Source organism: Sedimentibacter sp. zth1, assembly GCF_017352195.1.
Lineage (GTDB): Bacteria > Bacillota > Clostridia > Tissierellales > Sedimentibacteraceae > UBA1535.
In genome coordinates, this window is sequence record NZ_CP071445.1 from 1,025,723 (window position 1) to 1,040,934 (window position 15,212).

18 protein-coding genes, 1 other RNA gene and 1 pseudogene are annotated in these 15,212 nt (G+C 28.2%); all 20 read right to left on the minus strand.

Features of this window, described 5'->3' with window-relative positions; all coding sequences use genetic code 11:
• Positions 1-3: 3 nt before the first annotated feature.
• Entirely contained in the window at positions 4-393 is a 390-nt protein-coding gene (locus JYG23_RS05070; RefSeq protein WP_207237466.1) for a SpoIIIAC/SpoIIIAD family protein, read from the minus strand.
• A gap of 22 nt (positions 394-415) precedes the next feature.
• Entirely contained in the window at positions 416-613 is a 198-nt protein-coding gene (spoIIIAC, locus tag JYG23_RS05075; protein WP_207237467.1) for a stage III sporulation protein AC, read from the minus strand.
• A gap of 9 nt (positions 614-622) precedes the next feature.
• The gene (locus tag JYG23_RS05080; protein ID WP_207237468.1) at positions 623-1,138 is read right to left on the minus strand and encodes a hypothetical protein; all 516 of its coding nucleotides are present in this window, start codon (positions 1,136-1,138) and stop codon (positions 623-625) included.
• Positions 1,125-2,087: a stage III sporulation protein AA gene (gene spoIIIAA / locus JYG23_RS05085; protein WP_207237469.1), complete on the minus strand. Its 963-nt coding sequence runs from the start codon at positions 2,085-2,087 to the stop codon at positions 1,125-1,127. Before spoIIIAA ends, JYG23_RS05080 begins: the two co-directional genes overlap by 14 nt.
• A 182-nt stretch (positions 2,088-2,269) precedes the next feature.
• A complete protein-coding gene (locus JYG23_RS05090) occupies positions 2,270-2,497 on the minus strand; it encodes a hypothetical protein (protein ID WP_207237470.1) in 228 nt (75 codons plus the stop codon).
• Positions 2,498-2,615: 118 nt separating this feature from the next.
• Positions 2,616-2,952: RNase P RNA component class A (gene rnpB / locus JYG23_RS05095), an RNA gene on the minus strand.
• A 44-nt stretch (positions 2,953-2,996) separates the two neighbouring features.
• The gene (locus JYG23_RS05100) at positions 2,997-3,782 is read right to left on the minus strand and encodes a Nif3-like dinuclear metal center hexameric protein (protein WP_207237471.1); all 786 of its coding nucleotides are present in this window, start codon (positions 3,780-3,782) and stop codon (positions 2,997-2,999) included.
• Positions 3,772-4,458 carry a class I SAM-dependent methyltransferase gene (locus tag JYG23_RS05105; RefSeq protein ID WP_207237472.1) on the minus strand — a complete coding sequence of 229 codons (687 nt, stop codon included), beginning with the start codon at positions 4,456-4,458 and terminating at the stop codon, positions 3,772-3,774. The genes JYG23_RS05100 and JYG23_RS05105 overlap by 11 nt, the downstream gene beginning before the upstream one ends.
• A 60-nt stretch (positions 4,459-4,518) precedes the next feature.
• Positions 4,519-5,637, minus strand: coding sequence for an RNA polymerase sigma factor RpoD (gene rpoD, locus JYG23_RS05110; protein WP_242631668.1), 1,119 nt, complete (start codon positions 5,635-5,637; stop codon positions 4,519-4,521).
• Positions 5,638-5,709: 72 nt separating this feature from the next.
• Positions 5,710-7,491: a DNA primase gene (gene dnaG / locus JYG23_RS05115; RefSeq protein ID WP_207237473.1), complete on the minus strand. Its 1,782-nt coding sequence runs from the start codon at positions 7,489-7,491 to the stop codon at positions 5,710-5,712.
• A 90-nt stretch (positions 7,492-7,581) separates the two neighbouring features.
• Positions 7,582-8,598 (minus strand): deoxyguanosinetriphosphate triphosphohydrolase, encoded by a 1,017-nt coding sequence (locus tag JYG23_RS05120; RefSeq protein WP_207237474.1) that lies wholly within the window; start codon positions 8,596-8,598, stop codon positions 7,582-7,584.
• A gap of 45 nt (positions 8,599-8,643) precedes the next feature.
• Positions 8,644-9,453 (minus strand): pyruvate, water dikinase regulatory protein, encoded by an 810-nt coding sequence (locus tag JYG23_RS05125; protein WP_207237475.1) that lies wholly within the window; start codon positions 9,451-9,453, stop codon positions 8,644-8,646.
• Positions 9,454-9,465: 12 nt separating this feature from the next.
• Entirely contained in the window at positions 9,466-9,951 is a 486-nt protein-coding gene (locus JYG23_RS05130) for a CBS domain-containing protein (RefSeq protein WP_371818629.1), read from the minus strand.
• Between the two features lie 21 nt (positions 9,952-9,972).
• Positions 9,973-10,083: pseudogene (locus JYG23_RS15130) on the minus strand (HTH domain-containing protein); the annotation flags it as partial.
• Between the two features lie 36 nt (positions 10,084-10,119).
• A complete protein-coding gene (locus JYG23_RS05135) occupies positions 10,120-11,514 on the minus strand; it encodes a glycine--tRNA ligase (RefSeq protein WP_207237476.1) in 1,395 nt (464 codons plus the stop codon).
• A gap of 54 nt (positions 11,515-11,568) precedes the next feature.
• Positions 11,569-12,036 (minus strand): DUF4342 domain-containing protein, encoded by a 468-nt coding sequence (locus JYG23_RS05140; RefSeq protein ID WP_207237477.1) that lies wholly within the window; start codon positions 12,034-12,036, stop codon positions 11,569-11,571.
• Positions 12,029-12,787, minus strand: coding sequence for a DNA repair protein RecO (recO, locus tag JYG23_RS05145; protein ID WP_207237478.1), 759 nt, complete (start codon positions 12,785-12,787; stop codon positions 12,029-12,031). Before recO ends, JYG23_RS05140 begins: the two co-directional genes overlap by 8 nt.
• A complete protein-coding gene (gene era, locus JYG23_RS05150) occupies positions 12,784-13,674 on the minus strand; it encodes a GTPase Era (protein ID WP_207237479.1) in 891 nt (296 codons plus the stop codon). The genes recO and era overlap by 4 nt, the downstream gene beginning before the upstream one ends.
• Positions 13,675-13,699: 25 nt before the next feature.
• The gene (gene cdd, locus JYG23_RS05155) at positions 13,700-14,089 is read right to left on the minus strand and encodes a cytidine deaminase (protein ID WP_207237480.1); all 390 of its coding nucleotides are present in this window, start codon (positions 14,087-14,089) and stop codon (positions 13,700-13,702) included.
• 12 nt (positions 14,090-14,101) lie between these two features.
• On the minus strand, positions 14,102-15,199 hold the full coding sequence (locus JYG23_RS05160) for a DUF3048 domain-containing protein (protein ID WP_207237481.1): 1,098 nt from the start codon (positions 15,197-15,199) through the stop codon (positions 14,102-14,104).
• Positions 15,200-15,212: the final 13 nt, after the last annotated feature.

Sequence of the window (15,212 nt, forward strand, 5' to 3'; positions counted from 1 at the left end):
TCATCACCTGTTTACCAATATAATTACTTCATCTATAAATTGTATTATTACATTAAAGGAATATACTAAAATAATAAGCTTACCTGACATTTCTATTTTTTTTCCTATAGATTCATAATCAAGGTCCTTGCAAATTAGAGCAATAAAATCGCATATATATGCTATTGCAACTATTTTTATGAGTATACTAAAATTTGCAATATTAATATTATAATTTAAAAATGTGTTTATTAAAGATTGAATTTGATCCTTTAGCTCATAAAATATTAATAGGATGGATACAATTGCAAATAGTAAAGTAAAATACAATTTAAATTCTGGATTAATTTTCGATACAACTATACTTAATACCACGCAAATCAATGCAATAAAAATTATCTTTGCTAATATCATAAATTTATCCCCTTCTACATTGTTAGTATATGTTAAAAATTGCCTTTACCTCATTGAATAATTCATTAAGCATACTTAAAATTATTGCCATAACAACAATAACACCTGCAATTGTAACAAACATTGCTTGCTCTTCTCTACCTGTTTTTGATAAAATAATTGTAAATATTGCTATAATTATACCTATAGCGCCTACTTTAAAAATTACATCTATACTCATAATACACCCCTACAATAATACTATTGCTATTAAACATCCAACCAACAATGATAGCTTGTTTAATAAACTTTTTCTTTCTTTATATGTATTTTCATAACCTTTTAAAAATTTTTCTAGCTCATTTTTTGTATACAAAAGCTTCTTGTTTAGCACGTCCGATAATGATACACCATAGTATTCGCTAATTTGTGTTATTATTTCGTTAAACTCCTTTGGAGAATTTAATTCTTTTTTGATGTAGTCTTCGTACTCATATAAATTGTCTATACTTTTTTCTTCATTTTGCAGTTCTAAGAGCAAATGTTTAAATACTCTTTTGACATTGGTATACTTAAAATTATATTTTTCCAATATATCATTTAACGACATTTTCATAGTGCAAGAATAAATTCTAAGATAATCAACAAAATTAATAGTTTCCTTCATTTTATAAAGTTTTATATCTTCCTCTTGAAAAAAAAGAATAAACATAATTTTAACAGAAACTACTATAAATCCAAATATACATATTTTAATAATTACCATAACTTATCACCTTATTTGTTATATTATCGTAGACCTGTTTTATAGTAACAGGATTTTTATTGTCTAGAATTATAATTCTTTCTATGAAACCAACTTCTATTATTTTTTTTATGTATAAATTTTTATATAAGTCACTTAAATCATTACAATGTGCTGTTGTTATAATATTTACACCACTTTTTAATGCATACTGTATAATTTTGTAATCTTCAGTAGATCCTAATTCATCTGAAATAATAACACGCGGTGATAGAGCTCTAATACTCATTATGAACCCCTCCTTTTTCATACAATAGGATAATACATCAGTACGACATCCTATATCAACCTGAGGAATACCATTATACACAGCTGCTATTTCTCCTCTTTCATCAATTACAGTAACATCACATCCACCAAAGTAAGGATTGCTACTACCATTGCTAATTGTTCTTGCCAAATCTCTAATGCATGTTGTTTTACCACAAAGTGGAGGACCAGCTATGAGAGTGTTATAAATGCTATTACTATCCTTTATTATATATTTGAAAATTTTATTAGAACAATTTACATAATCCTTTGCAATTCTTATATTTACAGATGTTATGCTTTTAAATCCTCTAAATTCATTTTTTTCATATATACAATCACCACTTAAGCCTACTCTATGTCCACCTTCGATTGTTATGTAACCCTTTTCAATTTCTTTTTCAAATGCGTGCAATGAATTGGAAGTTAGCAATGCAACAGTTGACGAAATATCAATTTTCTTAAGTTTATAGAACCCATCAACTATTATTTTAGACTTCTCTTTTATATCTAAAAAAAAATCTCCTTTTTTTGTCTTTATGTATACTGGATAATTGACTCGAATTCTAACCTCATATATTGCATCTAATATGGTTTTTTCTTGAGATAACAATATATTTCTAATATTGTTGTTTACGAACTTTGACACCTTGTTTATCATTTTATCGCCTCCTTAGTAAAAATTTTAGTGTCCTATAATATATTATTACGATTTAAAAACCATATGACAAAAAAATAAATTAAATATATAACAACCTAATAAATCTAATCATCTTAGAAATAGAACTTTCCTGTATATAAAAAAAGCAACTGCTTTTGCAATTGCTTTTATCTTATATTTTATTATTCACGATCTAAATCGTATTTTCTGTTTTCTCTAAATATCAATTGTCCCATATACTCATTTATAACTTCTTTTACAATATCATTTATATTATAATTTACTATTTTTTGTTCCTCAACCATTTCGTTACATTCTCTTAATAACCATTCAAAGGGCATTTCTAACTTCTTCATTTCCGCTATATTTTCTTCATTTAAACTATTTTTCAGTTCTTCTAATAATATCATACTTGCCTCCGTATTTTATATTGATGCTATTATATTACCATAAAACATATGAATTATAAATACACAAATAAAAAAAGTATATTTAATATTAAACTAAATATACTTTTGCTTTATATTTTAGTAGAGTAAGTCCATAAGCCGGGTTCTGTACTAAACAATCATCTTTCTACGCTTATTGTTACCAATAAGCTCTAGCAACCTACCTACCGGATTGTGACGGGCAGCCACTCTAAATCCTATTTTGGTCTTGCTCCAGGTGGGGTTTACATAGCCAATTAGTTACCTAATTGCTGGTGAGCTCTTACCTCACCTTTCCATCCTTACCTTATAAAAGGCGGTATATTTCTGTTGCACTATCCTTGAGGTCACCCTCACCGGTCGTTAGCCGGCACCTATGCCCTTTGGAGCCCGGACTTTCCTCACGCCTTTCAGCCTGCGATTGTACGATTTACTCTACGTTATATTCTACATGATAATATGAGTCTTGTCAACTACTTTATCATAAAATTACTTTATTAACGAAATTTTTATCATATACTTGTATATTTTTAATTTTTTTAAATAATATTTCATACAGTTTATCTAATACAACTCTCTCAGTATTATAATGTCCTGCATCAATTATAGCTAAATTATTATTTAGTGCAAATTGCGCATCATGATATTTTATATCACCTGTAATATACACATCAGCGTTATTCAAAATTGCATTTTGTATAAAATTAGCTCCACTTCCACCACAAAATGCAATAGTTGAAATTTTTTTCTCAACATTATTGCAATAAAGTTCAACATTTTTACACATTAATTTTTCTTTTACAATTTCAGCATATTCTATAATATTAATACTTTCAATTTTCGCTATTCCACCATAGCCTATTTTATTGGCACAATTTTTATTTATATCAATTAAATTAGAAGTTCTTTTTAAACCTAATGCATCTGCTAAACTTTCATTTACACCATTTAATGCTAGATCAAGCGACGTATGCATACTATATGCACTTATATCGTATTTGAGAAGCTTTTGAATTATCCTTCCATTGCATGTTGATACGTCAATATTTTTTAATGATGTAAATATCAATGGGTGATGAGAAATAATTAAATTACAATTTGATTCTATACATTTATCTACGCATTCTTCGGTTATATCTAACGTTAATAGTATACCACTAACACTTTGATTATAATTTCCAATTTGCAATCCACTATTATCCCACTTTTCTTGCTCCTGTAACATTAATTCATTATTTAAATAGTTTTCTACATCCTTAACATTCATATTGATTAATCATCCATTCTATTCTAAAATTCCTATTATTAACTTCTTCAATTTTTTTAGTTACATCACTTTTTTTTGAGTTACATAGATTTTTTAATATTATATTATTTGTTTTATACATTTTTTTTAAGTATTCTAGAAGCAATAAATTCTTGTTGTCAAATAAATATTTACTTACTGTATAGTATATTTCGTCCTCTATTATTTCCTGTTTTTTTATTACCTTAAGTATAAAGTAATAAAAATGATATTCTTTTACAATTATTTCTTCATCTATGCTAAATCCATTGTCATATAAATACTTTCTAATAGTATCTATATTAGTCATCGGCTGAATTATCAAATAGTCTAATGACTTGGCAATATCAAGTGAATCGTCAACTATTTTTGAAATCAGGTCTCCTCCCATTCCAGCAATAACTGAAACATTTGCCTCACCTTCATTTAAAATAGTCATGCCTGAGCCAAGTCTAAAGTCAGTCCTATCATCTAATTCTACTTGCGTCAAATGATTTATAGCACTATTTAAAGGTCCTTCATTTATATCTGAAGCAATAACTTTATTGCAAATATCATTATTCAATAACATCTCGGCTACATAACCATGGTCAGTACCAATATCTGCAACCACCTCACACCTATCAATAAGCGATACAATCGCATTTAATCTATTCATAAAACCTCTTCTATTTTAAAAATTTAAAAAAATGCCAAATACAAATTTGGCATTCTAATTTTACTCTAGATAATCTTTTAATTTCTTACTTCTGCTTGGATGTCTAAGTTTTCTTAAAGCTTTTGCTTCAATTTGTCGTATTCTTTCACGAGTAACTTCAAATTCTTTGCCAACTTCCTCTAAAGTTCTAGCTCTACCATCATCTAAGCCGAATCTTAATCTTAAAACTTTTTGTTCTCTATCTGTAAGAGTATGCAATACAGATGATAATTGATCTTTTAAAAGCGCAAAAGTAGCCGCATCTGCTGGTGTTTGGACAACCTCATCACGAATAAAATCGCCTAAATGGCTGTCTTCTTCTTCACCTATCGGTGTTTCTAATGATACTGGCTCCTGAGCTATTTTTAATATTTCTCTTACCTTTTCAGGTTCCATTTCCATTTCTAAAGCTATTTCTTCAGGAGTAGCATCTCTACCTAACTCTTGAAGAAGTTGTCTCTTAATTCTTATCAATTTATTTATTGTTTCTACCATATGAACAGGTATTCTAATGGTTCTAGCTTGGTCTGCAATAGCTCTAGTAATAGCTTGCCTAATCCACCATGTTGCATAAGTACTAAATTTAAAACCTTTTGTATAATCAAACTTTTCAACAGCTTTGATTAAGCCTAAGTTTCCTTCTTGAATTAAATCCAAAAATAACATTCCTCTACCAACATATCTTTTAGCAATACTAACAACCAAACGAAGATTTGCTTCAGCTAGTCTTTTCCTAGCCTCATCATCACCATCTATCATACGCTTTGCTAAAATAATTTCCTCTGTACCAGAAAGCAAAGGAACTTTTCCTATTTCTTTAAGATACATTCTAACCGGATCATCAATATTAATGCCCTTTAGAATATCTTCATCTGTCTGAGTTTTAAATGTATCAGGATGGTCCTTTACTTTTACATTAACCTCTACATCTTGGTCTGCATCATCATCGATTTTTTCAAAAATATCATCTTGTAATCCTAATATCTCAATACCATTTTCTTCGAAATATTTGTAAAAGTCATCAATAAATTCAGGATTTATTTCTAATTTTTCAAAAGCCTTTACAACCTCTTTATAAGAAATGAAACCATTTTTCTTACCTTTTTCAATAAGTTTATTTCTTATACCCTCAATTTTCATTGTACATTCAATACTTAATTTTTCATTTGTTTTATCGTTAATTTCATTCATAGCATCGTTCTCTCTCACAGGTTAACTAACCTCCTCTTTTAATGACTTTATCTTTTTAGCTAATCTAGATATTTCTTTCATCTCACTTTTTTGCAATGCATAGTCATTAATTTTAGTTAATTGAATATTTTTATTACTTTGTAATCGTACTAAATATCGTATTTTTAGTCTTTTGTAACAGTCGTTAAATAGAGAATTCAAATTATCTTCTGTTATTTCTATATCCTTAAATACATTGTCTAAATTTACTGTTTCTGTATTTATTTCTTTAAAAAAATCTTTAGTTATCTTAATACCAGTTAGTTTGGCCTGATAAATTTTTCTAAAAATATCTAAATAAGCATACTTAGAAAAATCAGCATCCTTTATGATTTCATCCAATGTCAAGGCTAAATCATCATTTTTTAAAATAAGTTTTATTAACTCTTCCTCGTGAGATGTATTAATACTACTCTTATTTATAGTTAATGCTTTTGGTATAACTTTATTGTTCTTAACACTAGAAAAATTATTACTTTTATTATTATATTTTTTTCTATATTCATTCATCAATGATTCTTTAGAAACCCCTACATCCAAAGATAATTTTTCTATAGTTAATTCTTTTTCTATATCACTATTTACATTAACTAAATTTTCCATAAATTTATTAATATAATCCATTTTATTAGATGAATTAAATTCATTTTTATAGTAAAAATTTAAAAATCGATAGTAGTCTAATGCACTAGATGCTAACATTTCAAATTTAGTTTTTCCATATTTATTTAAAAATTCATCAGGATCTTTTGCTCCTTTAACAATAATAACTTTAGCTTCTAGGTTATTACGCTTAAACATATTTATTGCTTTTAAAGATGCCTTAAGTCCTGCACTATCTGAATCAAAACAAATATAAAATTTATGAGAATATCTTTTTAAAAGGTTAATTTGGTTTTGTGTAAAAGCCGTACCAAGTGCAGCAATAGCAGTATCAAAGCCATAAGCATGCATCTTTATTACATCCATGTAACCTTCTACTAAATAAAAATATTTATCTTTTACATGTTCTTTTGCAATATTTAATCCGTACAAATTATATCCTTTACTAAATATCGCGCTATCTGGAGAATTTAAATATTTTGGTGACGAATTATCCATAATTCTTCCACCAAAACCTATAACTCTCTGTCTTACATCAACAATAGGAAACATAACCCTGTTTCTAAATCTATCATAATAATTATTAGTTTTTTCACTTCTAATAATTAGTCCCGTTTTAGCAATATCAGATTTCGAATAACCTTTATTTACCAAATGATTAATCAGACTATCCCATTGATTGACAGTATACCCAATACCAAACTTTTTTATTATATTTTCATTAACATCTCTTTTATTTAAATAATTAAGCGGTATTTTATTTCTTAGCAAATTATTATAAAAATAATAAGCTGCATCCTTATTTATTTGATATAATCTATTATCTAATTTATTTCTTTCTAATACCTCTTTAGAATAATTTACTTCTTCTAATGTTATATTAGCTCTTTTGGCTAAATTTTCTATTGCTTCAATAAAAGTAAGATTACTATATTCCATAAGAAATTTAATAGAATCTCCACTTTCGCCACAGCCAAAGCAATGATATATTTGTTTTTCTTTTGACACAACAAAAGAAGGTGTCTTCTCTTTATGAAATGGACAACAAGCTGTATAATTTGTCCCATTTTTCTTAAGAGGTATGAACTCTTCTATAACATCCACTATATCATTTGAATCAATAATTTGTTGTTTCTTTTCTTCCGTTATATTATAAGGCATATTACCACCATTATGTATAATATATTGAAATAACATAATAACATATGTTTTTTTTTATGTCAATACTATTTTCAACAAAATTATACTATTTTATTTATCCCACGGATTAGGAACAAATAGCTCTCTGAATAATTTTAGAGCATATCTATCTGTCATCCCTGAAATATAATCTTTTACTATTTCTTCTTTGTTAAAATTCATTTTGTCATACAAATCTAAATAAAATTTAGGCATTTTGTTCATATTGTTCATGTAAAAATCAAATAAATTACTAATTACAAAATCTGATTTATGCTCTTCTGATTTTGCTGTTTTGTTGTAATATATATTTTCAAATAGAAACTGTCTCAATTTTAAAGTAGCTTCTAAAGTTTTATCACTCATTTTAATTTCATTTAAATTTTCACTATTTTTTATTATATCATTAATCATTGTATTTATGCGTTCACTATGTGAATAACCCAAATTTCTTTTATATTCATTAGGAATTTGGTCAATCGTTATAATATTTGCACGCACAGCATCATCTATATCGTGGTTTATATAAGCAATTCTATCAGAAAATCTAACTATTTTCCCTTCAAGTGTCATAGGTTCATTAGAACCAGTATGATTAACAATTCCGTCTCTTACTTCCTTGGTTAAATTCAGTCCTCTATACACGTTGCTCTTTGTTTCCAATATATTAACAACTCTTAAGCTTTGTACATTGTGACTAAAGCCCGTGCTCACTAGCTTATTTAACATACTTTCTCCTGAATGCCCAAAAGGGGTATGACCTAAATCATGCCCCAAAGCAATTGCTTCTGTTAAATCTTCGTTTAATTTCAACGCACGAGCAATCGTTCGTGATATTTGTGAAACCTCTAGTGTGTGAGTCAATCTTGTTCTATAGTGGTCACCCTCAGGTGAAAGAAATACTTGAGTTTTATGAATTAATCTTCTAAATGCTTTACAATGAATAATTCTATCCCTGTCTCTTTGAAAATCTGTTCTAATTTCACACTTATCCTCAATATAATCTCTTCCCAGGCTATCTTTGCTCTTAACAGCATAAGATGACAAGAACTTCTCCTCTAGCTCTTCATAGGTTTCTCTAACGTTCATTTAACACTCTCCTATATTACCACCATTTAATTACGATACTTCTACTTATTTAATAAATTCAAATGATTCATCAAAAATCATTGACGCTGTTTCTTCAACTGCTTTATTGGTAGTATCAATAATTCTACAGTTTAATTTTTTCATTACCATCTTCGAATATTCTAATTCTTGCAATATTCTTTCCATATTGGCATAATTAGCAGTATCCTTTAATCCTAAAGATTTTAATCTTTCTTTTCTAATTCTATTTAACTGATCAGGATCAATAGTTAATCCAATAATTTTTTTACTAGATATTGTGAAGAGTTCTTCTGGTATAGGCACTTCAGGTACTAATGGTACATTTGCTACTTTAATATTTTTGTGTGCTAAATACATACTTAATGGAGTTTTAGATGTTCTTGAAACCCCTAATAGAATTATATCAGCAAGTAGAATACCTCTAGTATCCTTACCATCATCATATTTTACAGCAAATTCAACTGCTTCAACCTTTTTAAAGTACTTATCATCTAGCTTTCTAAGTAAACCTGGTTCTCTTTTAGGTGCTAATCCAAGTTTTTTTATTAATGGCAATAACAGTGGTGTCATAACATCTACAACTGCGACACTATGCTGTTCTGCCTTTGTTACTAAATAATTTTTTAATTCTTCAACAATTATAGTAAATACAATTAATGCATCCTCTTTCTCTGCTCTGTCAACAATTTTATCTATAGTTTCAATGTCACTTACATAAGGAATAATTTTAATTTCTAAATCAACTATATCAAATTGTTTAGTTACTGCTTTTGCTACCTGTTGCGCTGTTTCACCTATTGAATCAGATACCGCGTATATGTTCATTCTTTCCATTTTATCAACCCCCTATTTAACTAGATCAAGCATTACTTTTGTTACATTAGTTTTCGAAATTCTTCCGGTAATAATCATTTTACTACTCAAATCAAATTCAATTATCGGAATACAGTCAACTTCATGCTCAATTATTTTTTCCGCTGCATCAATTATACTTTCATTTTCAGTACAATATACTGCTTTTGGTACTCTTGTCATTATTACTCCTATAGGAATTGTGCTTAAGTCTCCGCCGCCCATAGCTGCCTTCAATAAATCTTTTCTTGATACTATTCCTTTTAAATATTTGTCCTCAACAACGAAAAGAGTTCCTACATTTTCCAAGAAAAGTGTCACAATAGAATCATAAACGCTTGTACCTTCGTTTACTACAACTGGTAAAGATTTAACATCTGCAAGTTTTATATTCATAAGTTTATCTGCTAAATCTTCGTTAGCTTTTGCTTGAGAAATAAAATATCCAACTTTAGGTTTAGCATCAATTATTTTACACATAGATAGAACAGCTAAATCAGGTCTCAAGGTTGCCCTTGTAAGACCTATTTTATCTGCTATTGCTTCACCTGTTATTGGTTGACTTTCTTGTATAATTCTAATTATTTGTTCTTGTCTATTTGATAGTTTAATATTAACATCCCCCTTTCATGTTTGGGAACTTTCTTATTAAAAATTTATTTTTCCACTTATATATTCAACTAATTGATCTATTTTTATTCTTTCTTGTTTCATAGTATCTCGATCTCTAACTGTTACTGCATTATCTTCTAATGAATCAAAATCAAATGTAATACAGAATGGTGTTCCAATTTCATCATGTCTTCTATATCTTTTTCCTATTGCACCGGACTCGTCATAATCAACATTGAAGTGTTTTTGCAAGCTACTAAATAATTCTGTTGCAGGCTCTTTCAATTTTTTAACAAGTGGAAATATTGCAACTTTTATCGGTGCAATTGCTGGATGTAATCTTAAAACAGTTCTAGTTTCATTTCCGTCTAAAATTTCTTCATCATATGCATCAAGCATCAATGCAAGCATAACTCTATCTACACCAACTGAAGGTTCAATACAGTATGGAACATATTTTTCATTAGTTATAGGATCTTGATATTCCATCTTTTCACCAGAAACTTTTGCATGTGCATTTAAATCAAAGTCTGTTCTATCTGCGATACCCCATAATTCACCCCAACCAAATGGGAATAAGTATTCAATATCTGATGTTGCATTGCTATAATGACTTAATTCTTCTTTTTCATGATCCCTAATTCTTAAGTTTTCTTTTTTTAATCCTAAACTATATAAAAATTCTGCAGAATAACTTCTCCAATAGTTAAACCATTCTAAATCTGTACCTGGCTTGCAGAAAAATTCTAATTCCATCTGTTCAAATTCTCTTGTTCTAAAAGTAAAATTACCAGGCGTAATCTCATTTCTAAATGATTTTCCTATTTGACCTATACCAAAAGGAATTTTCTTTCTACATGATCTTTGAACATTCTTAAAGTTTACAAATATACCTTGCGCTGTTTCTGGTCTAAGATATATTTCAGATTTCGAACCATCTGTTACGCCTTGGAAAGTTTTAAACATCAAGTTGAATTGTCTAATACCAGTGTAGTTTAATTTTCCACACTCTGGACAAACTATATTTTTTTCATTTATATATTTTTCCATTTGCTCATTTGACCATCCATCTACAGATTGATCAATATTTTGTGTTCTTAAATAATCTTCGATCAACTTGTCCGCTCTAAAACGTGCTTTGCATTCTTTACAATCCATAAGTGGATCGCTAAAACCACCAACGTGTCCTGATGCTACCCATGTTTGAGGATTCATAAGTATCGCTGCATCAAGACCTACATTGTATGGACTTTCTTGTATAAATTTTTTCCACCAAGCTTTTTTTACGTTATTCTTAATTTCAACTCCAAGCGGACCATAGTCCCAAGTATTTGCAAGTCCTCCGTATATTTCAGAACCCGGAAAAATTATTCCTCTTGATTTAGATAATGCTACAAACTTCTCCAATTTATTTTTTTCAGCTTTTGCCATTTTTTCCTCCAAAATTAAATAATTATTGATAATTAAATATTTTTTATTATCAATTTAATTTTTCTTATAATGTTTTTTTATACAATTAAATTCGTCTTTTATTGTATTAACTCCTTTATTTACTTCGTCATTAACATAAATAATTTCACCATTATCTTTTTGTATTTCTATAGTACATTCTGTTAACAAAGCAGCAGTCAAGCCTGCTAAAGTTAAAAAAGGAGCTAAGATTATTCCAACAGCACCAGCTGTAATTGGAATGTTTAATACTATTTCATTTTTTCTTTTAATAGTGATTTTGGTCACATTTCCTTTTTCAACTACTTTCTTTATTTCATTGATAATTTGCTCGCCTTTTTTCTTTGCGTTTGCTTCACATTTGCAAAATTTTAAATTCTCTTCAATATAAATTACAGCCTCAAGAACATCATTATTTGAATTTTCTAATGCCTCTTTCGCTTCCCTGTAGGATACATTTGTTCTTTTTACTACCTCGTCGATTTTTTCTAATATTTTATCCATATATATCACCCTTTTTCAAAAATTTTAAAGTTGTAAAATTAGATTTTCCAATATAATAAAACATATACCTTCTGATTAAAATATTTAACTTTTCATCAATAGATTTTATTATTTCGATATTATCTAATTTAACACTCAATGCTTCATTTAATGCAACTATCTCATTACTGGTTACATTTAAACCTTTTTCTGCGATATTTGCACATTTATTACATTGTATACCCCCATCTTGTACATTAAAATAATAAATTTTATTCATAAATAAATTAGAACCACAAGTTATACACTTTTTTATTTGCGGCCTGTATCCTAACATAGAAATTAATTTTAATTCATATACTGAAATAATATTTTCTACTAATTTTTCATTATCTTCAACCTTATCGAGAACTTCATAAAGTTTGATAGTCATATCAAAAATTTTTTCATCTACTTCATTTTCATGAGAAATATAGTTTAACACTTCTAGAATATATGTACCATATAAAAATGCACTTATCTTGCTTCTTATATTATAAAAATTGTTGACTAACTCTCCATTATTAATTATATACATATCTCTGCTAACAAACAACTGACATCTAGAAAATGCCATTATCTGAGATATATTTACAAGAGGGCTGTTATTTTTTTTACATCCTCTTGACATTATCTGCATTTTACCATGTTTTTTTGATATAACATGGAGAATTTTATCATTATCTTTGTACTTTACTTCTTTAAGAACTAATATTTCATCATCAATTATCATTTTTTATCATATCCTAATGATTTAAGTAAATTGTTATTATCTCTCCAATCAGGCGATACTTTTACCCATAGCTCTAAAAAAACCTGACAATCAAGTAATTTTTCAATATCCTTTCTCGCACTTTTTCCTATACCTTTAATTTTTCTTCCACCTTGGCCAATAACAATACTCTTATGCGATTTTTTTTCACAAATAATAGTAGCTCTTATGTCTATAAGATTTTTATCTTTTCTTTCTTTCATCTTTTCTACTTCAACAGCTATACCATGTGGAACCTCATCTTGTAAATACATTAAAGCTTTTTCTCTAACTATTTCAGCAACTACAAATTTCTCAGGTCTATCAGTTAAATAATCTTCTGGGAAATACATAGGACCTTCTTTTAAATATTCTTTAATTTTTTCAATAAGTCCTTTAACTCCAACATCAGTAAGTGCTGATATTAGTAAAATCTCATCGAATATACCATATTCCTCAAACTGATTGCTTACTTCTAGCATGTTTTCTTTACTATGCTTATCAATTTTATTAATAACCAATAATTTTTTTGAATTCATACTTTTAACTTTTTCAAGTATATACTCATCACCTGGTCCTATTTTACTAGACTCATCAGTTATCATAATAACTAAATCCATATCATCTAACGCTTCATCAACCTCTGTATTCATAAATTCACCTAAGTGATTTTTAGGTTTATGAATCCCAGGTGTATCTAAAAATATTATCTGAGCTTCTTTATCTGTATATACTGTTTGTATTTTATTTCTAGTTGTCTGAGGTTTATCAGACATAATAGAAATTTTTTCACCTATCATATTATTCATAAGCGTTGATTTACCAACATTAGGTCTTCCTATTATGGTAACAAATCCTGATTTAAACATATTTTTCTCTCTTTCGTTTCTTAATTTATAAATCTTCAGGTCCAAAACTGTTTGGAAGTAATTGTTCTAGTGTATATTCTGAAAAATCATTTTCGTTTTTAGCACAAATAACTATTAAATCTTTTCCAAACTCTCTCAAAAATTGTCTGCATACTCCACATGGATATGAAATCTTATCAAAACTACCTACAATAGCAATTTTGTATAAATCTAAGTTACCTTCTGAAACGCACTTTGCAAGTGCTGTTCTTTCTGCACAAATTGTAGGAGTATATGAAGCAGACTCTATATTACAACCTGTAAAAATTTTGCCACTCTTTGTTAATATAGCTGCTCCAACTTTAAATTTGGAATATGGACTATATGATTTTTCTCTAGCTTCCATAGCTAATTTAATAAGCTCTTTATTATTCATATTATTACCTCCTTACTCAGTTATATTTACCTCTGTTCTTTTGTTGACAACTTGAACCCATGTGTTTCCAGGATTTAATTTTATTTCTTGATTATCATAATAAAATTTTGTTCTGTCTGTTTCTGAATCCTTCTGCCATTTTATCTCAATAACTTTCCCATTTGTTATATAATACCCAAAACCTTTTCCAATTACACCTAAGTATAGTCTACCCTCATTATCTAAAACTTTCTTATCTACAGAGTAGATTAATATATTCTTAGCAGTAATTTGCTTATTATTATTTTCATCAAAATGCTTTTCGTCATCTTTTAATCTTATGTATACTTTAGCTTCTTCATCATAAACATAATTAGTTGAATTGCTATTATTATAAACTATTTCTACATTTTTTGCACCAACATTATTATTTAAATCTAAATCACTATCATTAAATTTATATCCATCAAATTCAAATTCAGTCTTATAATTTTTATTTGATGCATCTTCTCTTAATTTTTTTGAAGAAGTGTACAAATTATGGGGAGCATATTTGTTTGTATCATAATATCTCCACATTGCTGAAGTATATAAACCATCTATATCCGCTACAGAAAGATCATATAATTTTTGGAAAGCTTCTGCGCTACCTCCAACATGTGCAAAAATACTGTCATATTCAAGAGATAGATAAATTAGATATGGTCTAGCACTTCTAACTGGTCCAATCAATTTAGGTTCTAATGACTGAAAAACTGCTAAATATCTAGTATATGGTGCTTCAACTTCTACTTCATAAACTATTTCAGCCTCACTTAAACCAGCTTGCGGTCTTGCCTTGGGATGATTATCAATAGAAAATACTATAGGCCTGTTTGTTAAAAGTTCTTTTTCGTACATTAAGCCATCTAAACTTGATTTTTCTTTATTTGTATTATCTTCATTTTCTACTATTTCTTCTTCATTATTATTTTCTTCGTTATTATTTTCTTCGTTTTTACCTACTTCATCTTCAATAACAATTTTACTAGTATCATCAATCATTATTATATCATCTACTTCTTTACCGCAAGATGCCATAATGAACATACATATAAGCATAATTGCAGCAATTACATGTTTTTTATACATAGAACACCTCGGT